The sequence below is a fragment of the Bacillus sp. N6 genome (assembly GCF_052805735.1).
Genome location: NZ_CM127843.1, coordinates 1,271,449 through 1,291,271 on the forward strand (window position 1 = coordinate 1,271,449; position 19,823 = coordinate 1,291,271).

Annotated in this window: 20 protein-coding genes and 1 riboswitch; of the genes, 12 read left to right on the top strand and 8 right to left on the bottom strand. The window is 35.7% G+C overall.

What is annotated here, in order from left to right:
* Positions 1-79: 79 nt before the first annotated feature.
* The 3 genes from ACUXVC_RS06585 to ACUXVC_RS06595 all read left to right on the top strand — a co-directional run bounded on the left by ACUXVC_RS06585 (position 80) and on the right by ACUXVC_RS06595 (position 2,217).
* A complete protein-coding gene (locus tag ACUXVC_RS06585; protein WP_000490302.1) occupies positions 80-496 on the top strand; it encodes a hypothetical protein in 417 nt (138 codons plus the stop codon).
* A 100-nt stretch (positions 497-596) separates the two neighbouring features.
* Positions 597-1,520, top strand: a complete 924-nt coding sequence (locus ACUXVC_RS06590) for an RluA family pseudouridine synthase (RefSeq protein ID WP_088024900.1) — start codon at positions 597-599, stop codon at positions 1,518-1,520.
* 91 nt (positions 1,521-1,611) lie between these two features.
* Positions 1,612-2,217: a DUF1648 domain-containing protein gene (locus tag ACUXVC_RS06595; protein WP_000599010.1), complete on the top strand. Its 606-nt coding sequence runs from the start codon at positions 1,612-1,614 to the stop codon at positions 2,215-2,217.
* 40 nt (positions 2,218-2,257) lie between these two features.
* Here the strand turns inward: ACUXVC_RS06595 and ACUXVC_RS06600 are convergent, their stop codons facing one another.
* The 4 genes from ACUXVC_RS06600 to ACUXVC_RS06615 all read right to left on the bottom strand — a co-directional run bounded on the left by ACUXVC_RS06600 (position 2,258) and on the right by ACUXVC_RS06615 (position 7,521).
* Positions 2,258-3,085, bottom strand: a complete 828-nt coding sequence (locus ACUXVC_RS06600) for a CAP domain-containing protein (protein ID WP_053564947.1) — start codon at positions 3,083-3,085, stop codon at positions 2,258-2,260.
* Between the two features lie 465 nt (positions 3,086-3,550).
* On the bottom strand, positions 3,551-4,879 hold the full coding sequence (locus ACUXVC_RS06605) for a (Fe-S)-binding protein (protein WP_446025992.1): 1,329 nt from the start codon (positions 4,877-4,879) through the stop codon (positions 3,551-3,553).
* Positions 4,876-6,288 (bottom strand): glycolate oxidase subunit GlcD, encoded by a 1,413-nt coding sequence (gene glcD, locus ACUXVC_RS06610; protein ID WP_098679401.1) that lies wholly within the window; start codon positions 6,286-6,288, stop codon positions 4,876-4,878. Before glcD ends, ACUXVC_RS06605 begins: the two co-directional genes overlap by 4 nt.
* A 117-nt stretch (positions 6,289-6,405) precedes the next feature.
* Positions 6,406-7,521 carry a CdaR family transcriptional regulator gene (locus ACUXVC_RS06615; protein ID WP_095691193.1) on the bottom strand — a complete coding sequence of 372 codons (1,116 nt, stop codon included), beginning with the start codon at positions 7,519-7,521 and terminating at the stop codon, positions 6,406-6,408.
* A 136-nt stretch (positions 7,522-7,657) separates the two neighbouring features.
* On the opposite strand from ACUXVC_RS06615, the gene ACUXVC_RS06620 reads away from it, so the two are divergent.
* The 9 genes from ACUXVC_RS06620 (at position 7,658) to ACUXVC_RS06660 (ending at position 15,969) form a co-directional block, all read left to right on the top strand.
* Positions 7,658-8,632: a YncE family protein gene (locus ACUXVC_RS06620; RefSeq protein WP_095691192.1), complete on the top strand. Its 975-nt coding sequence runs from the start codon at positions 7,658-7,660 to the stop codon at positions 8,630-8,632.
* On the top strand, positions 8,625-9,296 hold the full coding sequence (locus tag ACUXVC_RS06625; protein ID WP_016082390.1) for a response regulator transcription factor: 672 nt from the start codon (positions 8,625-8,627) through the stop codon (positions 9,294-9,296). Before ACUXVC_RS06620 ends, ACUXVC_RS06625 begins: the two co-directional genes overlap by 8 nt.
* Positions 9,297-9,299: 3 nt before the next feature.
* A complete protein-coding gene (locus ACUXVC_RS06630) occupies positions 9,300-10,700 on the top strand; it encodes a sensor histidine kinase (protein WP_053564942.1) in 1,401 nt (466 codons plus the stop codon).
* Between the two features lie 382 nt (positions 10,701-11,082).
* On the top strand, positions 11,083-11,772 hold the full coding sequence (locus ACUXVC_RS06635) for a FadR/GntR family transcriptional regulator (RefSeq protein ID WP_254904515.1): 690 nt from the start codon (positions 11,083-11,085) through the stop codon (positions 11,770-11,772).
* Between the two features lie 168 nt (positions 11,773-11,940).
* Entirely contained in the window at positions 11,941-12,660 is a 720-nt protein-coding gene (locus ACUXVC_RS06640) for a (Fe-S)-binding protein (RefSeq protein WP_000869147.1), read from the top strand.
* Between the two features lie 16 nt (positions 12,661-12,676).
* On the top strand, positions 12,677-14,098 hold the full coding sequence (locus ACUXVC_RS06645) for a LutB/LldF family L-lactate oxidation iron-sulfur protein (protein WP_000061930.1): 1,422 nt from the start codon (positions 12,677-12,679) through the stop codon (positions 14,096-14,098).
* Entirely contained in the window at positions 14,098-14,808 is a 711-nt protein-coding gene (locus tag ACUXVC_RS06650; RefSeq protein WP_000147182.1) for a LutC/YkgG family protein, read from the top strand. Before ACUXVC_RS06645 ends, ACUXVC_RS06650 begins: the two co-directional genes overlap by 1 nt.
* Positions 14,809-14,920: 112 nt before the next feature.
* Complete coding sequence (locus ACUXVC_RS06655) at positions 14,921-15,643, top strand: prepilin peptidase (RefSeq protein WP_000495719.1); 723 nt, start codon at positions 14,921-14,923, stop codon at positions 15,641-15,643.
* Positions 15,644-15,657: 14 nt separating this feature from the next.
* Positions 15,658-15,969 carry a cyclic-phosphate processing receiver domain-containing protein gene (locus tag ACUXVC_RS06660; RefSeq protein WP_001103762.1) on the top strand — a complete coding sequence of 104 codons (312 nt, stop codon included), beginning with the start codon at positions 15,658-15,660 and terminating at the stop codon, positions 15,967-15,969.
* 27 nt (positions 15,970-15,996) lie between these two features.
* Here the strand turns inward: ACUXVC_RS06660 and ACUXVC_RS06665 are convergent, their stop codons facing one another.
* From ACUXVC_RS06665 to ACUXVC_RS06680, 4 genes are all read right to left on the bottom strand, one after another.
* On the bottom strand, positions 15,997-16,848 hold the full coding sequence (locus ACUXVC_RS06665; protein ID WP_075718809.1) for a formate/nitrite transporter family protein: 852 nt from the start codon (positions 16,846-16,848) through the stop codon (positions 15,997-15,999).
* Between the two features lie 202 nt (positions 16,849-17,050).
* On the bottom strand, positions 17,051-17,845 hold the full coding sequence (locus ACUXVC_RS06670) for a TerC family protein (RefSeq protein ID WP_116366117.1): 795 nt from the start codon (positions 17,843-17,845) through the stop codon (positions 17,051-17,053).
* A 90-nt stretch (positions 17,846-17,935) separates the two neighbouring features.
* A riboswitch (yybP-ykoY riboswitch) is annotated at positions 17,936-18,101 on the bottom strand.
* Between the two features lie 38 nt (positions 18,102-18,139).
* Positions 18,140-19,459, bottom strand: a complete 1,320-nt coding sequence (locus tag ACUXVC_RS06675) for a TrkH family potassium uptake protein (protein ID WP_098126043.1) — start codon at positions 19,457-19,459, stop codon at positions 18,140-18,142.
* Positions 19,460-19,573: 114 nt separating this feature from the next.
* Positions 19,574-19,759, bottom strand: coding sequence for an alpha/beta-type small acid-soluble spore protein (locus tag ACUXVC_RS06680; protein WP_000241212.1), 186 nt, complete (start codon positions 19,757-19,759; stop codon positions 19,574-19,576).
* Positions 19,760-19,823 lie beyond the last annotated feature (64 nt).

Below are 19,823 nucleotides of genomic sequence, written 5' to 3' on the forward strand. Positions count from 1 at the left end.
AGCATTTTTTATGAATAGCAAGACCTACATTTTGCAAATAGTATGTGATAAGAACATTACATACAAGTAGGTGAAGGCAATGTTTCGTTATTTTAAGTTTAAGTTAAATGATACAGTACAGTTTGCAGAGAACGATGGGCATATGTATCGCATTGTCGGTTATCGGTTAGAAAAGGGATTTTATCCAAAAGATGAATGGACTCATATCATTTATGAACTACTTAGAGAATTTGACGGGTATACGATGGATGCAGAGGAGGAAGAACTTGTAAAGGTCGTTCAAGTAGAGGATGAGTATTACAAAATACAAGAAGTATCAGGTTATCGTTATCCAGTAAAAATGAAACAAAAACAACAAGTGATGAAAATAGAAAGGATGGATGATTTATTAGATGCTTACAATGACTATAAAAGGTTGGCGGATTTCTTTAAAGATTTATCGTATGAACAAAAAGCTGAAGAAGTATTGCTAGAAATGAAAAGACTTAGAGCTTGAGGGGCAGTCTATTATAAGACTGTCCTCTATTTTTGACGGTGCACCAAAGTGTGTTTTCCGTTACAATGAGAGAATCAATAGAAATAAGGTGATAAACAGTATGGAAACAAAGAAAAAGGGCGAATGGTGTGAAATTACCGTTCCAGCTAAATGGAATGGTATAAGTATTGAATCGGTATTAAAAGTAGAATGGGAAATACCGAAAAAGCTATTACATCAGCTTCGTATGGAAAAAGGTGTTACGGTTAACGGAGAACAAAGAAGATGGAATGAGCTTTTAAAAGAGAACGATAAGTTACAAGTTCATATGTTTGCGGAGGAAGAGTACGGTGTGGATCCAGAATATGGTGAATTGCATGTAGTATACGAAGATGATCACGTACTCATCGTAAATAAACCAGAGAAAATGGACACACATCCTGCTGAAAAAGGTGGAACCGGGACGCTTGCAAATCTTGTTGCTTTTCATTTTCAAATGCAAGGTTTAGAGACGAAGGTGCGTCATATTCATCGTTTAGATAAAGATACGACAGGTGGTGTCGTATTTGCTAAGCATAGAATTGCTGGTGCAATTATGGATCGTTTATTAATGGAACGAAAAATTAAAAGGACGTACGCAGCGCTCGTTGAAGGGAAAGTAAAGAAGAAACAAGGAACGATTGATGCTGCTATTGGAAGGGATCGCCATCATGCTACAAGGCGTCGTATTTCTCCAAAAGGTGACCAAGCTATCACATATTATAAAGTAGAAAAGTATTTTAAGAAGCAAAACACGACTTTCGTAACGTTACAATTAGAAACGGGTAGAACGCATCAAATTCGTGTTCATATGAGCCATAATGGTAATCCACTAGTTGGGGATGTATTATATGGTGGACAAACAAAATATATGTCCAGTCAAGCATTGCATGCGATGAAGATAAATTTCTTGCATCCAATTACGAAAGAAGCGATTGAAGTTGATGTGCCGTTTCCTACAAAGCTAGATAATAAAATAAGAGAATTTCAAAAAGAAAATGCGTAAAGTATAAGTTTTAATTTGAAAAAAGTAGATTTTTGCAGGGATTTCTCTAAAAGAAGCGAAGCCGTTAAGAGAAAAGAGAGGTGAGAATCACTTGATCAAATATAAGTATGTACTTGGAATATTTTTCGCTTGTCTTTTAGTTACTCTATGTCTCTATCCCTATTTACCAACTCGTATGGCAGTACATTGGAATGTAAATGGTGAGCCAAACGAGTTTATGAGTAAACAAGTTGTTGTAGCATTTATTCCTTGTTTTATTATTTTTTCATATGGATTTTTGTATATTATTTCACATAATATATTTAAGTTTAATGAAAGAGAGCATGGTATTATAGACGGATTTATAAAGAAAATTACGTTATTTATGTTGTTTATTCATATGCTTATCCTCTTTATTAATTTTGAGGATTTGATATCCTTTCAAACAGGATTAACGATTGGGATTAGTATGTTTCTTTTTATGCTGAGTAAAGAATTTAAGAAAATAAAAGGCAAAGAAAAAGACCCAATTAAATTACAAAAAATTCGTTTAGTAAGTAGACGGATTTTTCAAGTGATGGCATGTGGCATATTGTTTTCATTGTTTTTGAACTTAGAGTGGGGATTTTATGTATTGCTTAGTGTAATAAGCTGTGGATCTATGCTATTTATGTTATATATTTTCTATTCATACATAATAGAAAGTTATGAAACTTAAAAAAGAGTCTTCTCATTATGAGAAGACTCTTTTAATCTATTTACTTTGTAATAAATTGTTGTGTCCAGTAGTTGCCGCTTTCTACATAACCAACACCGATGTGAGTGAAGCCGTTATTTAAGATGTTTGCACGGTGTCCAGCGCTGTTCATCCAAGCTTGTACCACTTCTTCAGGTGTACGTTGGCCTTGAGCGATGTTTTCACCTGCAGATGTATAAGAAATACCAAATTTCTTCATCATGTCAAACGGAGACCCGTATGTAGGGCTGTTATGATCAAAGTAGTTGTTTTTTTGCATGTCTTCAGACTTAATACGTGCTACTTTGCTTAATTCAGTATCGATTTTTAGTGCTGGTAAACCTTGTTTTGCACGCTCAGCGTTTGTTAATTCAACAACACGTTGTTCGAACTCGCTTAAAGATTTTGCTTCTTCAGCAGGCTTTTGCTCAGCTGGTTTTTGTTCAGCAGGTTTTTGCGTATTGTTGTTTTCAGCAGGCTTTTGAGCTTCTGGTTTTTGAACTTCTTCAGCAGGCTTTTGCTCGGCAGGTTTTTGCTCAGCAGGCTTTTGAGTTTCTGGCTTAGCTGTTGGTTGCTCAGTTACAACATTTTCAGTAGGTTGTTGACCAGGAATGAAGCAGTTTGGTTGGAAGTTTCCTTGTTGCCATTGTGCTAATGATTCAACTCCCATAGATTGTAAGAATGCTTGTAGTTCTTGTTGGCTCATTTGCTTCATCATCATTTTTGAATGCTGAATATTTTGAACCTTTATGTTAGATGGTTGTACTGTTGCAGCTTGTGCATCTAGAGAAGATACTCCTAAAGTAAGAGCTGTTGCAGCAGCTACAGATAATAAAACACGCTTTTTCATGATGTGTGTCCCCCTATATAAAGTTTTAATTTGTTTTCACACGATTTGTTTTTGACAGCCTGTCTGACTGACAAATTCATCGTAGCATACAATTTGCGAGAAAAAAGATGGAAAAAAATTCATAGACTTTAAAATTACCTAATTTATCCTAAGAGAAGAAGGGAGCAAAAATAAGAGAAATATAGAGTATAAAAGGAATTTATAGTGTTTTTATACTTGGTTTTAAGAGGGGATTTTTGGATAAAGTTACCTAAATAGAAAATGAAGAATCCTATTGTATCAATGGTTTGAGCGATTTTTTGAGGAATATAATGGATTGATTTTTACAAAACTGTAATGTTTCTGTTGTTCTTTTTTATAATAAAGTAACATATTTTTAATGTTGTAGCAGACAAAAAAGCGGCTATCTCTTTACATAGACGAAGGAGATAGCCGTTTTCCTATTATTACGTATGTTACGAGTTATTACGAGTTAGTTTCAATTGCTTCTAATAATAAATCCACAATGTGAATTCCTCTCATTGTATGAGAAAGCCCTTCTCGCTCAATGCCCAATTTCATTTGTAATAAACAACCTGGATTTGCAGTAACAATGGTTGCTGCGTCTGTTTCATGCACACGGTCCATTTTGTAATCTAGAAATTCCATTGATAACTCTGAATGAACAATATTGTAAATACCAGCAGAGCCACAGCAGCGGTCGGCATCTTTCATTTCTCGATATGTTGCACCTTGGATAGCCTCTAGTAACATGCGAGGTTCAGAAGATGTGCGCATAACATTACGTAAATGACAAGAGTCTTGATACGTAATAACCTGCGGCGTGAGTCGTAAGTCAGTTCGCTTATGGAAGTCTAGTTCTACTAGTATAGCAGTAATATCTTTAATCTTAGAAACAAACTGCTTAGCACGTTCAGCCCAATCCGGATCATCCTTTAAAAGATAATCATAGTCTACGAGATAAGCCCCGCAACCACCTGCATTCGTAATAATATAGTCGATGTTTAAATCTTCGAATGCTTTTATATTTCGCTTTGCTAATTCTTTTGCGCCACTCTTTTCACCAGCATGTCCATGCAATGCACCGCAGCAACTTTGTGTTTTCGGAATAACGATATCACAACCAGCTAATTGAAGAAGTTTCATCGTTGCGTTATTTGTTTCTAAAAACATCGTATCCATTAAGCAGCCTGTGAAGAATGCAACTTGTTTTTTCTTTGTACTTTCTGCAGGTAAAAATGAAGGACGATCTTTCATGGCTTTCATTTTAGGGACTTTTGGTAAAACGAGATCCATCGTTGCAAGTGTTTCAGGGAATAACTTCATAATACCTGTTTTATGTGTTAGCGTTTGTAAACCAGAACGTTGATAAAATCCGATTAGTCCGGTTAATGTTCGCATTCGATTTTGATGGGGGAATAATCCTTCAAAAACGACTTTTCGAACAGCTTTCACTGGCATTGAGAATTTTTTATTTTGATTAATAATATCTCGAGCCTCTTCTAATAAATGTCCATAATTTACACCAGATGGACAAACAGGCTCACAAGCACGGCAACCAAGACAAACGTTTAATGTATTTTCAACATCTTCATCTGGTTCGATTAAACCATCAACGACTGCTTTCATTAATGCGATACGTCCGCGTGGTGAATGTGACTCTTTATATCCGGATTGAATGTAGGTAGGACAAGTAGGTAAACAAAAACCGCATCGCATACAGTTAAGTAGCTCATCTTCACTTAATCGTTCTTTAAATTCTTTTTGAATATTTTCTTTATTTAATGTGGTCATCGCTCAACCACCACTCTTTTTCGAGTGTCTTTCGCGAACATTTTTCCAGGGTTCATAATGTTGTTTGGATCGAAAGCTTGCTTTATTCCTTGCATAGCTGCAATACCTTCTTTACCTAATTTCATTTCTAAATATGGAGCTTTCATTGCACCAACACCATGTTCACCAGTAATTGTGCCACCAAGTTCAATTGCTTTCGCAAATATTTCAGCAAAAGCTTGTTCAGCTCGGTGCATTTCTTCTGCATTACGAGCATCTGTCATACAAGTTGGATGTAAGTTACCATCACCAGCGTGTCCAAACGTACAAATAGGAATATTATATTTTTTTGCAATGGCATTAATAGCTTCAACCATTGGAGCGATTTGTGAACGTGGTACAGTCGCATCTTCTAATATTGTAGTAGGTTTTAATCGTGCGAGCGCTGATAGAGCACTACGGCGAGCAGTACGAAGTGCATCTGCTTCTGTTTTATCTTTTGCAATGCGAACATCAACTGCATTCATAGAGCGGCAAACATTAGCCATGTTTTCAATATCTCGATTGACTACTTCGGGAGGGCCGTCTTGTTCAATTAATAAAATTGCTTTTACATCTGTAGGTAAACCGATTTGCGCAAACTCTTCTACTACTTCAATTGTCGGTTGGTCTAAAAACTCCAGTGTTGCTGGAATGATTTTATTTGCAATAATAGAAGAAACAGCACGTGCAGCTTCATTAATATCTTCATATAGTGCAAGCATTGTTTTCTTTGTTTCAGGCATAGGAACAAGTTTTAATATAGCTTCTGTTACCACGCCAAGTGTTCCTTCAGAACCGATAAATAAACGAGTTAAATCGTAACCAGCTACATCTTTTGCTAATTTACCACCAGTGCGAATAATATCGCCATTTGGTAAGACAAGTTCAAGCCCCATTACATAATCACGTGTTACGCCGTATTTCAAACCGCGTAATCCACCTGAGTTTTCATTAATATTACCGCCGATTGTAGAAATTTTCATCGAGCTTGGATCTGGTGGATAAAATAAACCTTTTTCTTCTACCGCTTTAATAATATCAAGTGTAATGACACCAGCTTGTACAGTAATTGTTAAGTTTTCTTCATCAATTTCTAAAATATTGTTCATATGGCGGAAAATAAGGACGATACCGCCTTCAAGTGGACATGTTCCTGCGCAAAGATTTGTTCCAGACCCGCGCACATACACAGGAATTTTGTGAGTGTTACATACTTTTAACACTTCAGCTACTTCATTTGTATTACGAGGAGCAATGACTGCATCAGGCATTGCTTGGAAGTTTGGAGTGGCATCATAACTATAAGTTAAACGCCCCATATTGGATGTATCTACATTATCTTCGCCAACAATAGATACGAATGAATGAATAATTTGTTTTTCTAACATTGGAAATCCCCCTCAAACTGTTAACGTGTTTAGTTATAATAAACAACGTGGTAACAGTGCTTTCATTATAATGATAAAAAAGTCGAGGGATTCTTTCTATGTATAATCATCTAAAGGTTAATCTGTTTTATCGTTCTTTTTTGTATGATCATCTAATAGGAGGAGTGCGAAGTATAAAACGTTTAAGTCTTTGAATTGTTTTGGATCAAGTCCTGTATGTTCTTCAATCTTTTTTAGCCTGTAATGTAATGTGTTAATGTGTATATGTAATTGTTTAGCCGCCTGTTTATAAGATTGGTTATAATCGATAAATAAGCGCAAAGTATGCATAAGCTCAGGAAATGATAATAAGTTTTCGATGGTACGCTCTAGAAATTGTTCACGCGTTTCGGCAGAAATATCTTGTAAACACATTTCTAAACGTAAATCTTCATTAAATACAATTTTTTTCGTTTCCAATGATACAGAAAGAGCGCGTAATGCTTGTTCGTAACATATGTTCATATTGTTTGAGGTAACTGTTTGGCCAATCCCGATATATAAAGGAATAGAAAATAAAGTTTCGCAGTCTTGTTTTAACCGTTTTAAAAATTGATAAGTTTGCTCTTTGGAGCTCGTTGCTGTAAATAAAATAAAACGATCATTTCCCCAACGAACAAATAGATGCTCTTTTGTTAAAATATTACGTATGTGTTGCCATATTTTACGCTGGAGCATCGTGTCATTTTTGCCAATAGAAAACAAAATAAGTTGTTTTTTCTTATATAAATCAATGCCAAGTGTTTTGGCGCGATCGAGAAAACTCGGGGACCACTCTGTATTTTGAAGCCAATCAAAGACGAAAGCTTCATAAGAACGGTGCTCAAGTTCTAGTTGCTCTAAAAAGTAGTTTTCATGAATTAATAATTCCGTCATCTTACGCAATATTTCGCCGTATCGTGAAATATTTTCAGGTTCTCCTGTAATTCCAATGACACCAATTACTTCATCATGAAATAATAAAGGAAGATTCATCCCAGCCTTTACACCTTGCAATTGCCTTTCATCTTCTTTTGTAATGATGACGGTTTTCTTTTGTTTGGCACAGCGGAGTGCACCTTCATGAAATTGACCAATTCTTTCTGTATCTGTACTTGCGATAATAACGCCTTCTATATTAATGATAATAATATTTTCTGTAATTAGTCTGCGTACTTCTCGTACAATTTTATTCGCTAAATCAGGAAATAGCATAATTGACACACCTCAAATTCTATTTGTTGTACATTATATATGTAAATTGAGTAAGAAAGGAAAATTTCACACTTTCCACACATTTATTTGTTATTTTACAATTATAACGAAATCATCCGAAGATGGAGGGAATCTTTTGAGAAAGTATGTTTTTCTTCTCTGTTTTTTATTTCTATTAGTAGGGTGTCAAGGAAGTGCATATACACCAATTGCTAAAGATAAAAATGTTATTATAACAACGAATATAAAAGAAGGCAGTATTAGTTTTATTGATAAAAAAGATAAAAAGTTAATCACGACATGGGAACTAAATGAGCCAATGGCTGGAATCACACTGCTTCCAAATGGTGAGGAAATACTTGTATACGGTAAGCAATTAGAATATATGTATGTATATTCACTAGCGGAAGGAAGGCAAGTGGGAAAATATAAAACTGGAAAGGGCATTGTAAATGTGGTCGTATCAGAAGATAAAAAACAATTATTTGCTGCCGATCAAAATGTTCAAAAGGTAAGGTTCTTTACGATAAATGGGAAAGAGACAGGAAATGTTTCAACAGGCAAAGGACCTATAACGATGGTAGAGTATCATAATCGGTTATCTGTATTAAACTTTTATGATACGAAACTAACGACAATTGATACGAAGAAAAAAGAGGTTGTTCAATCCTTTATGATTCCACCAGCATCAACAGGAGCAACGATTAGTCCTGATGGGAAAGAAATATGGATTGGCGGACATGGTGATGGAAATCAAGTAAATGAGAAAGTGTTAGTATATTCTTTGCAGGGTGGAGAAATGGTACGTTCTTTACATGCTCCATTTATGCCTGTGAATATAACGAAGGATAGTAAGTACGTATATGCATTAAGTCATGGGTCGAATACACTTAGAAAGTTTGATATTAGCACATATAAAGAAATAGCTTCTGTAGAAGTAGGGTCGAATCCATTTGCATTTTTGGAGAGCGGAGCAGAAGGATATGTAGCAAGTTATGATAGTGATGAAGTATGCGTTATGGATATGAAGAATTTGAAAATAAAACAAACAATTAAAGTCGGAAAAGGACCGTTTCAACTCATAGAGAGGGAAGGGAAGGACAATGAATAAATATAGAGTGCTAGTTGTAGATGATGAAAGTGATATGAGGCAGCTTGTTGGAATGTATTTGGATAACTTCGGATATGAGTGGGGAGAAGCTGAAAATGGAAAAGAGGCTCTTAAAAAAATAGAAACAGATCATTATGACTTCGTTGTATTAGATATTATGATGCCAGAAATGGATGGACTTTCAGTTTGTAAAGAAATTAGAAAAACGTCAGATGTACCGATTATATTTTTAACCGCAAAAGGTGAAGAGTGGAATAGGGTGAACGGTTTACGTATGGGAGCAGATGATTATATTGTAAAACCGTTTAGTCCTGGTGAATTGGTTGCCCGTATGGAAGCTGTGCTAAGAAGATATACAAAGCAAGAACAGCAAGAAGAGATTCAATTTGGACCAATTCTTATCAATGAAAAAAGTAGACGAATCGAGGCGGATGGTGAGTCGATTTCTCTTACTGTAAAAGAGTTTGATTTACTATATTTTCTTTGCCAACATACAGGACAAGTATTTAGCCGGGAGCAATTACTTGAAAAGGTATGGGGATATGATTATGCCGGAAGTACAAGAACAGTAGATACGCATGTGAAAACGATGCGCTTGAAGCTTGGAGAAAGTGGAAACTACATTCAAACTGTTTGGGGTGTAGGCTATAAATTCGAGGTGTAATGTATGTTTACAATGGTACAAAAACTTTGGCTTACAGTAGTATGTGCAGTATGTGTAACAGTGTCCTTTCTTTATTTCGTATCTTTATACTCGTATGAAAAATTATACGTTGATAATTTAAAAGGTTCATTAGTAATGGAAGGAAAAAATCTTGCTGCCCAATATGATAAGCACGAAGGAATATCAACTTTTGAAGAGAAAGTAAGATCGTTTGATCAAATATCTAGTTCAGACGTTATTTTCGTGTCTAATCCGCGTGATTTAAGTGCATGTTTGCCTTTTGATGTGCATCATCATTCCCTTATAAGTGAAGGAGATAGGCAAACGCTATTAGATGGGAAAACTGTGACAAAAATAGGATATGAAGAACATTTTGACCGTAATATTATGGGGGTTGTCATCCCTGTATTGGAAAATAAAAAATTAGTCGGAATTGTCTATTCGTATATTCCTTTAAAAAGTATAAAAGATTTAATCTATGATATGGGTCTTATTTTAGCACCGTTAGCAATTGCTATGATTTTAATTACTATATGGGTTGGAAGAAAAATTATAATTGCAATTACGAAGCCACTTTCGCAAATGGAACGGGTTGCAAATCATTTGGCTACGGGAGATTTCTCGGAGCGGATTACAGTTTCTTCAGAGGATGAGATTGGACGACTAGGAAAAGCATTTAATAAAATGGCCAATTCATTAGAAACAGAAGATGTAAAGCGTAAGGAATTTTTAGCAAATGTTTCGCATGAACTTAGAACACCACTTAGTTATATAAAAGGGTATAGCGAGGCTATTTTAGATGGCGTTGCTAAGGGACCGCAGCAGGAAAAAGTAACGCAGCTAATTCATAAAGAAGCAGGTCGTATGCAGCGTCTCGTTCATGACTTGTTAGACTTAGCACAATTAGAAGGTGAGCACTTTCCGTTAAAGAAGCAACCTATCGTTTTTTCACAGCTGATTGAAGACGTATTAGATACGTATGAGATTAAGTTTATAGAAAAGGAACTTCATATTTCAACCAATTTAAATCCAGAGATCATTGTCATGATTGATGAGGATCGTATGCAACAAGTGCTTCATAATGTGTTAGATAATGCGATACGGTATACAAATCAAAACGGAAATATCGTTATAACTTTAGAGCAAATCGATGATTACTGTGAATTGAAAATAAAAGATACAGGAATTGGCATTGATATAGAGCATTTGGAGAATCTTGGGGAACGCTTTTACCGAGTTGATAAAGCGAGAAGTCGTCAACACGGTGGAACAGGTTTAGGCCTTGCTATTGTGAAACAAATTGTTCATATACATGGTGGACAGTGGAAAATTGAAAGTGAAAAAGATAAGGGAACAACGGTTATTATTAAACTGAATGTACAGGATGAGGGGGGCATGTTCTAATTTTTAGGACATGTTCTTTATATTGAAGAAAATATTTATCCCGCTATTTGCCGGACAGTAAGACCCTCACCTCAAAATTCAACGGAAGCAAAGAAGTTAGGTGGAGGCCCTGCTGTCCGTAAAAGCCCGATTGGTGAGGGCTAATAATCAGTGGGGGATGAACAAAACCCCTACTGATTAAAGTTTCACTTTATACGTAAAAATATAAATTAATATGTAATAAATATCGAAAATTTGACTATTTTATGAACAAAACATTTGTACTTCTTATCAATTCGGTCTAAAATAGTTATGATGCAAAGTTCTTATAAATCGTTTCAATTGTTGTTTGGAAGATACTGAGGTGATTTAACTGGAGTACAAATCTATTAAACCGAAAAAAATTTACGAAGAAGTATCTGAAGCTATTTTAACAATGATTAAAAATGGTACGTTAAAACCTGGTGACAAACTACTCCCTGTGCATCAATTAGCTGAGCAGTTTCAAGTTGGTAGATCTGCTGTTCGTGAAGCGCTAAGTGCGCTAAGAGCGATGGGCTTAATTGAGATGAAACAAGGAGAAGGTACATATGTGAAGAACTTCGATTCTTCTTCATTAACGAAATCATTAAACAATAGATTATTAATGAAGAAAGAAGATATTTTGAATTTATTAGAAGTACGAAAGGTGCTTGAAGTGGGGGCAGTTCGAGTAGCGGCGGCAAAACGTACGGAAGATAATTTACAAAATATGAAACATTGGTTAGATGAAATGGCAAAGAGCATTGGAGATGAAAAGGCTGGCGAAAAAGCCGATTTTCAATTCCATATGGGAATTGCAGAGTCTTCGCATAATAACATTTTGCTTGAACTCATGAATCATGTTTCAGAGATGATTGCTGAAACGATTGGTGAATCAAGACGCATTATTTTATATGGTGAACAAACGACATCAGAACGACTTATAGAAGAGCATCAAGTTATATATGATGCGGTGTTAAAACAAGATGTAGAATTAGCGCAGCAAGCAATGCTAGATCATTTAACAAATGTAGAACATATTGTCACAGGTAAAAACGATATAAATTCGTAATTTAATCTTTTAAAAATTTAATTTTCTGATAAAATAGAGAAAGATTAAGTAAGCGTTTTCTTTAGAAGAGGGAGAGGATAGGCCATGGTTGAGCCTATTTCTTCTCTACTCAGTCATCTGATGACCATATGTTTGTTGGCGAAGTTGTAAAAAGGGGGAGTAATAGTTATGAAAGTTACTTTATTTGTTACTTGTTTAGTCGATATGTTCGAAACAAATGTCGGCAAAGCAACAGTTGAAGTGTTGGAGCGTTTAGGTTGTGAAATTGAATTTCCAGAAGCACAAGTTTGTTGTGGCCAGCCTGCTTATAATAGTGGCCATGTAGAAGCAGCAAAAGAGGCGATGAAACATATGATTGAAACTTTCGAAGATGCAGAATATATCGTTACGCCATCTGGTTCGTGTGCGACAATGTTTCATGAGTATCCGCATGTTTTCAAAGATGATCCAAAGTGGGCTAAACGTGCACAAAAAGTTGCTGATAAAACCTATGAATTTACACAGTTTATTGTAGATGTTTTAAAAGTTACAGATGTTGGTGCAAGTTTACCAGGGATAGCTACTATTCATAAATCATGTCATATGACACGTATGCTCGGAATAAAAGAAGCACCAGGAATTTTATTATCAAATGTAAAAGGATTAACTGTGAGAGATTTACCAAACGTGCAAAATTGTTGCGGGTTTGGGGGAACGTTTTCAGTTAAGATGACTCCAATTTCTGAGCAAATGGTAGACGAAAAAGTAGATAGTGTAATGGAAACAGGTGCAGATTATTTAATCGGTGCAGATTGTGGGTGTTTGTTAAACATTGGCGGACGTATTGAGCGTTTAGGAAAAGAAGTAAAAGTAATGCATATTGCTGAGGTACTGAATAGTCGCTCATGAAGGGGGAACATAAGCTATGTCTATGAAAATCAGTGAGAAAAAATTTAATGATCGCGTTGGTGATGGAATTCAAGATTCGTTTATGCGCGGAGCAGTTTCTTCTGCACAAACGCGTTTATATACGAATCGCTTAAAAGCCGCAGATGAATTAGGAAACTGGGAAGAGTGGCGAGAACTAGGTGAACAAATTCGTCAACATACGTTAGAAAATCTTGATTATTATTTAATGCAGTTAAGTGAAAATGTATCAAAAAGAGGCGGACACGTGTACTTTGCGAAGACGAAAGAGGAAGCAGCAAAGTATATTCAAGACGTTGCCAAAAAGAAACAAGCGAAAAAAGTAGTAAAATCAAAGTCGATGGTAACAGAAGAAATCAGTATGAATCATGCGCTTGAAGAGATTGGCTGTGAAGTGTTAGAGAGTGACTTAGGAGAGTATATCTTGCAAGTAGATAACGATCCACCTTCACATATTATTGCACCTGCACTTCATAAAAATAGAACGCAAATTCGCGATGTATTTAAAGAAAAGCTAGGCTATGAAAATTCTGATGACCCGTATGAAATGACAAAGTTTGTTCGTAAACAACTTCGTGAGAAATTTATGGATGCAGAAATTGGTGTAACTGGTTGTAATTTTGCTGTTGCAAATACTGGCTCTCTTTGTTTAGTAACGAATGAAGGTAATGCAGATCTTGTTATGTCAATTCCGAAAACACAAATTGCGGTAATGGGTATGGAACGTATGGTTCCGACAATGGAAGAATTAGATGTTTTAGTTGGTTTACTATGTCGTAGTGCAGTAGGTCAAAAATTAACAAGTTATGTAACAGTAGCAGGACCAATTCAAGAAGAGGAAGTTGATGGACCTGAAGAATTCCATTTAGTTGTTGTTGATAATGGTCGCTCTCAAATTCTGGGATCTGAATTCCGTTCAGTATTACAATGTATTCGTTGCGCTGCTTGTGTTAATGTATGTCCTGTATATCGTCACGTTGGTGGACATTCATATGGATCGATTTACTCAGGACCAATCGGCGCGGTATTAACACCGCTTCTAGGTGGATATGATGATTACAAAGAGCTTCCTTATGCATCTAGTTTATGCGGAGCATGTACAGAAGCTTGTCCAGTAAAAATTCCATTGCATGATTTATTATTAAAACATCGTCAAGTTATTGTTGAGCAAGAAGGTCGTGCACCACTTGCAGAAAAACTAGCGATGAAAATGTTTAGTATGGGTGCTTCTTCAGCTGCTTTATATAAAATGGGATCAAAAATGGCACCAGCGGCAATGAGTCCATTTACATCTGGTAATCGTGTATCAAAAGGTGTTGGACCACTTAAAAACTGGACGGATATTCGGGAATTCCCAGCTCCAAGTAAAGAGCGATTCCGTGATTGGTATAAAGATCATAAGAAAGGCGGGGATAAATAATGACAGGATTAATTCAAAACCGTGATGCCTTTCTAGATAACATTGCAAAAGAACTTGGGCGCGCGCGTAAAACAGAAGGTGTAGAGCGACCAGTATGGAAAAGTAATGTGAATATAGAAACGTTAAAAGATTGTTCACAAGAAGAATTACTAGAAGTGTTTAAAAAGCAATGTACAAACATTCATACAACTGTAGTAGAAACGACAAATGACCGATTAGGTGAAGACCTTCAAAAAGTAATCATGGAAAACGGCGGTGGACCTATTTTATTATCAGCAGATGAGCGTTTTGATGCATATGGTTTAACATCTTTATTTAAAGAAGAACTTCCAAAGCGAGACGTTGAAGTAAACGTATGGGATCCAGAGAGAAAAGACGAAAATATGCGTTTAGCTGAAAAAGCGAATATTGGTATTGCATTTAGTGATTATACATTAGCTGAATCTGGTACAATTGTTGTACAAAGTCATAAAGGGCAAGGACGTTCTTTACACTTTTTACCGACTGTATATTTTGCTATTATTCCACGTGAAACACTTGTGCCTCGTATTACACAAGCAGTTCAGGATATGAACTTACGCGTAGAAAATGGGGAGACAGCGGCATCTTGTATTAACTTTATTACAGGGCCAAGTAACTCGGCTGACATTGAGATGAATCTTGTTGTCGGAGTACATGGACCATTAAAAGCAGTATATTTCATCGTATAAAAGAGGGGAAAGCAGGCCAGAAAATGGCCTGCTTTTTAGTAGAATAAAGGATAATATGAAGTAGAAGTTCTCTCCTTTTTTTGCTATGTTTTTTGGGAAAGGAGAGGAAGGGATGTTCACTTATTTATATGCACTGTTAGCAGGGATGGTGTTTGGTTCTTTTTTTATGCTAGTTGCGATGAGGGTTCCATTAGGTGCGTCTATTATTACCCCGCGTTCACATTGTTATTATTGCAAATATGTGCTAAGGCCAAAAGAACTAATCCCCATCATTTCATTTTATATACAAAGAGGCTGTTGTACGAATTGTAAGAGGAAAATTCCAATTATGTATGTAGCATTTGAATGTATAACAGGAAGTATATTTCTTCTTACCGTGTATATGATTGGAATAGAACGAGAGCTTATTATCATTTTATCCCTTTTTTCGCTACTTCTTATTATTTCAGTTACAGATTACTTATATATGTTAATTCCTGATTGTATTTTAATTTCGTTTGCCGTGTTACTCATTCTTGAAAGTGTTTTTGTACAATTAGTTACTTGGACAGATAGTATAGTTGGTAGTGGTGTTATATTCATTTTGTTATATTGCATGCAAAAGATATATCCAGAAGGGCTTGGCGGAGGTGATATAAAACTACTTTCGTTACTTGGGTTTATAGTAGGAGTGAAAGGCGTTTTTATCATTTTATTTTTAGCATCTTGTTTCAGTCTTTGTTTCTTTGGGGTGGGTATCGTATTAAAACGTATAGAAGTACGAAAACCAATTCCATTTGGTCCTTTTATTAGTCTTGGGGCAATATGTTATGTATTGGCCGCATATTCAAATTAGAGAGGGAATAGAAAATGAACGTATATATGGATGATCAAAGAAGTTGCCCGTTCGGGTATGTGCCCGCAACTACAGTAGAATGTGCTTTGCAAATGGTTCGGGATTATGATGTGAATATTCTTTCCCTTGATTTTAATATGGGGTGGGGAGCAAAAAATGGACTGGATTTTGTAGAAGCTTTTTGTACAGAGGGGTTATATGTAAATGAAATTCACCTTCATACGAATGATGTCATCGGTATGCACAAGATGAAACAGAGAATGGATAAGGGAAAGGAAGAAGGAGAAATTAATCCTCACCTTGTTGTTAAATACGTGGGAAGCTAAAAACTCCAAAGTAAAACTTTGGAGTTTTTAATGTTTCATATGTGCTTGTAAAGGAATAATCTCTTCTTGTTGAGCTGCTGCGATTTCAGTTTCTTCCTGTTGAATTTCAGGTGTTTTTTTTGTTAAGTAGTGGTATACCATACCGACAAATACTGATCCGCCAATAATGTTACCGATTGTAACAGGAATTAAGTTATGAATAGCACCTGAAAAAGAAATTGTCTCAGGATGTGGTGAAACTAAAGATAAAGCAAAGAGTGACAAGTTTGCAATACTATGTTCGTAACCAGATAAGAAGAATGTGAAAACAAGTAGCATCATGACCATTATTTTTGCCGTGTCGCCTTTAACCTGAGATGGTAAGAAGCAAGCAAGACATACGAGCCAGTTACATAAAATGGCTTTAAAGAATAACTGCATTGTAGGTGTGTTCATCTTTCCTTCAACGACTTTATTCATTAAGTGACCGTGATCAATTGCTTCAAAAATTCCAGTTGCGTAAAATAGTAAGGCAAAGAATAACGCGCCGGCTAAGTTACCTGCATAACAAGCAACCCAGTTACGAAGTGTATCAGAAATCGTTGTTTCTTTTCTTAAAGTTGCTACAGTAAAGTACATTGTGTTTCCAGTAAACAATTCAGCACCGCCATATATAATAAGTACGAGAGCAATCCCGAAAAACATAGAAGTAGCTAAATAAGTTGCTGGTGAATCTGCAATGTGAAAAAAGTTACCTAATTTAAAACATAGTACAATAATAAAACCGATATAAATACCCGCAAGTGCAGCACGAATGAAATATTGCATTGGGTTTGTATCTAGCATTTTCTTTTTGCTTTTAGCCAGTTTGACAACATAATCTAGTCCTTGTTCTAGCATGAGTAATACGCTCCTTTAGTAAATCTTCTATAAATACTCCTTATATGAATAAAGTACATGGAATTGTTCTCACTTTCAATAAGTTTGTGCAATGTTTCACAAAAAGGACATACATACGTTAAGAAAACGTTTACAAAAGGTAGTATAATGGAATTTTTTCTGGACATTGAGAGGAAGAAAGGAAAAAGAAAAAGCGCTGTAATTACAGCGCTTTTTCGTCTAAATTCTTTTCTACTTTTACTTCTACTTCTTTTGAGAAGAACCAACCACCAACTGCGATTCCGACTAATACAATCCAGAATGTAAGCTTCCACGGAGTGGATTCTGGGAATGAATGTGGAATTACATTTAATGCAGGGTGTGCTAATGTATAAACTGCTAGCTTCACACCAACCCAACCTACAATTAAGAATGCTGCAGTTTCAAGTCCTGGTTTACGTTTTAAGATTTGTACGAATGCAGTTGCTGCAAATCGCATAATGATTAATCCGATAAGTCCACCTACAAAGATAACAACGAATTGCCCAGTATCTAGACTACCAATTGTACCTAATCCTGTTTTTGGTAAAGTCATTGCTAGTGCAACCGCAGCTAAAATTGAATCAACTGCGAAGGCGATATCAGCAATTTCAACTTTAAATACAGTCCACCAGAAGTTCTCTTGTTTTTTCTTTGCTTCTTTTTCTTCTGTTTCTTCATCTGTATTCTTTTTCACATATGTTTTAAATAAGTGATTACCAGCGATAAACATAAGGTAGATGGCACCGATTGCTTGCACTTGCCATACATCGACTAAGAACGAAATCATAAATAACGATCCAAATCGGAAAACAAATGCCCCCGCTAATCCGTAAAATAGTGCTTTCTTTCGTTTTTCTTCTGGTAAATGTTTTACCATAATTGCAAGAACAAGAGCGTTATCAGCCGCTAAAATCCCTTCAAGTGCAATTAGGATGAGTAATACCCAACCATACTCCAATAATAATGATACATCCATGTACATTCTCCTCTCATCTCTATAAGTTCTAAATAAGTGAAGAATTTCCCCACTATTTAGTTTCCCCATACTCCTGCCTATTAACTTTGGAAGAATTTGGAAATGAATACAAAAAAGACCTCTGCCGTTAATAGGCAAAGGTCTTGCTAGACATATGTAATAAAAATGCCAACAAAGCCGGAAGAACTAAGTTCTACGTAATGACGACTTTGTTTCCAAGAAATATTCTTGGACGCTACTCCCCTTTGGAGATATGTTATTGTATTCTCATTATATGGATAATTGATACGGTTGTCAACCTGTTAAAATATCTTCATTAGGATATTTTATTTTCCGGTTCTTTTTACGAGCAAATGAAAAAGCCAATGTTAAAGGACCCATTTTCCCAAAAAACATCATAAAGATAATAATAGCTTTTCCGATTATAGTTAAGTGGGGTGTTAAGTTCATACTGAGGCCAACAGTGCCGAATGCTGAAAATACTTCGAAAGCACTCATCAATAGAGGAACTCGCTCAGTAATACTCAAAATTAAAATAGCAAAAAAGATAAATGAAATGGAAATAATAGTAATGGTTAATGATTTGACAATGAGAGTATCTTTAATGGATTTTTTAAATACGACAATATCCTCTTGTTCTTGTAAAAATTTAAATACGCCAAAAAATATGATTAAAAATGTTGTTAACTTAATCCCACCACCCGTTGAAGCACTACCAGCACCAATAAACATAAGGAGCATCATTAATAGGAGGGAAGGTTTTGACAATGTAGAAATATCAACAGTATTAAACCCGGCAGTTCGTGTTGAAATTGCTTGAAAATAAGAGGCCATTCCTTCTTCAAATGGGGTAAAACCTCTCATAGAAAGGGAGTTATGGAACTCGAATATAAAAATAAAAAGGGTAGAAATAATGTTGACGATTAGAGTAGAAGTGAGCATAAGTTTTGAATGTAGTGTAAGGTTTTTAAAGTTTTTCTTTCTTTTTATGTCTACAATTACTGTAAAACCAATTCCACCTAAAATGATGAGAGAGGAAATGACGAAATTGACAAGAATGCTATGAGAATGGGACATTAAATTATCGTTCCACACAGAAAAACCAGCATTGTTAAAGGCTGAGATTGAATGGAAAAAACTATAATAGATCCCTTTGGCAACCCCATATTTGGGTACCCATTCAAAAGAAAGAATTAAAGTAGCGATACATTCGACTGTAAAAGAGAATAAAAATAATGCTTTGGCAAGACGGATAACGCCGCCGATATTCGTTTGATTTAATGCTTGTTGTAATAAAATACGGTTTTGAAGACCGATTTTTCTTCCGAGCATAATAGCAATTAAGACCGCAAAGCTCATAATGCCAAGCCCGCCAACTTGTATAAGCGTTAAAATGACACATTGTCCAAATAAAGTAAACACTTTTCCAGTATCCACAACACCAAGTCCAGTAACAGTACAAGCGGAAACGGTTGTAAATAAGGCATCGAGCCATGAAATGGACGTTGTCGTAGCAATTGGCAGTTTTAATAAGCATGTGCCGACAACTGATAATACAATAAAAGATAAAGTAAGAACGCGGGGAGGGCTCATGCTAATATTAATCCGTTTCATGTCACATATTGCTCCTTTCGTTTTGCTTTGATTAGTATGTGAAAAAGCACTATTATGTATGTTGAAAATAGAAAGAGGCAGATAATATCTGCCTCTAAGCCATATGTTATATTATTATCCACGTAATTGTTGTTGAGCTAAAGCAACAAGACGTTTTGTTACTTCACCGCCAACTGAACCGTTAGAACGAGATGCTGTATTAGAACCTAAGCTTACACCAAATTCTTGTGCAATTTCATATTTAAATTGTTCAAGCGCTTGTTCTGCACCTGGAACTAATAATTTGTTTGTTTTTACCATGTTGATACACATCCTTATGAGTAGTCCAGTTCAGCTAAGTTCTTATCTAAACTGGTAACGTTAT

Bases quoted from the DNA above. Each gene is read 5' to 3' on its own strand.
- ACUXVC_RS06615 (WP_095691193.1), bottom strand. From the start codon at position 7,521: ATGCTATTTCCTGATTTAGCGAATAAAATTGTACGAGAAGTACGCAGA.
- ACUXVC_RS06650 (WP_000147182.1), top strand. From the start codon at position 14,098: ATGACAGGATTAATTCAAAACCGTGATGCCTTTCTAGATAACATTGCA.
- ACUXVC_RS06670 (WP_116366117.1), bottom strand. From the start codon at position 17,845: ATGGATGTATCATTATTATTGGAGTATGGTTGGGTATTACTCATCCTA.
- ACUXVC_RS06675 (WP_098126043.1), bottom strand. From the start codon at position 19,459: ATGAAACGGATTAATATTAGCATGAGCCCTCCCCGCGTTCTTACTTTA.
- ACUXVC_RS06590 (WP_088024900.1), top strand. From the start codon at position 597: ATGGAAACAAAGAAAAAGGGCGAATGGTGTGAAATTACCGTTCCAGCT.
- ACUXVC_RS06680 (WP_000241212.1), bottom strand. From the start codon at position 19,759: ATGGTAAAAACAAACAAATTATTAGTTCCAGGTGCAGAACAAGCGCTT.
- ACUXVC_RS06605 (WP_446025992.1), bottom strand. From the start codon at position 4,879: ATGACCACATTAAATAAAGAAAATATTCAAAAAGAATTTAAAGAACGA.
- ACUXVC_RS06640 (WP_000869147.1), top strand. From the start codon at position 11,941: ATGAAAGTTACTTTATTTGTTACTTGTTTAGTCGATATGTTCGAAACA.
- ACUXVC_RS06630 (WP_053564942.1), top strand. From the start codon at position 9,300: ATGTTTACAATGGTACAAAAACTTTGGCTTACAGTAGTATGTGCAGTA.
- ACUXVC_RS06600 (WP_053564947.1), bottom strand. From the start codon at position 3,085: ATGAAAAAGCGTGTTTTATTATCTGTAGCTGCTGCAACAGCTCTTACT.
- ACUXVC_RS06645 (WP_000061930.1), top strand. From the start codon at position 12,677: ATGTCTATGAAAATCAGTGAGAAAAAATTTAATGATCGCGTTGGTGAT.
- ACUXVC_RS06655 (WP_000495719.1), top strand. From the start codon at position 14,921: ATGTTCACTTATTTATATGCACTGTTAGCAGGGATGGTGTTTGGTTCT.
- ACUXVC_RS06625 (WP_016082390.1), top strand. From the start codon at position 8,625: ATGAATAAATATAGAGTGCTAGTTGTAGATGATGAAAGTGATATGAGG.
- ACUXVC_RS06660 (WP_001103762.1), top strand. From the start codon at position 15,658: ATGAACGTATATATGGATGATCAAAGAAGTTGCCCGTTCGGGTATGTG.
- ACUXVC_RS06585 (WP_000490302.1), top strand. From the start codon at position 80: ATGTTTCGTTATTTTAAGTTTAAGTTAAATGATACAGTACAGTTTGCA.
- glcD (WP_098679401.1), bottom strand. From the start codon at position 6,288: ATGTTAGAAAAACAAATTATTCATTCATTCGTATCTATTGTTGGCGAA.
- ACUXVC_RS06665 (WP_075718809.1), bottom strand. From the start codon at position 16,848: ATGCTAGAACAAGGACTAGATTATGTTGTCAAACTGGCTAAAAGCAAA.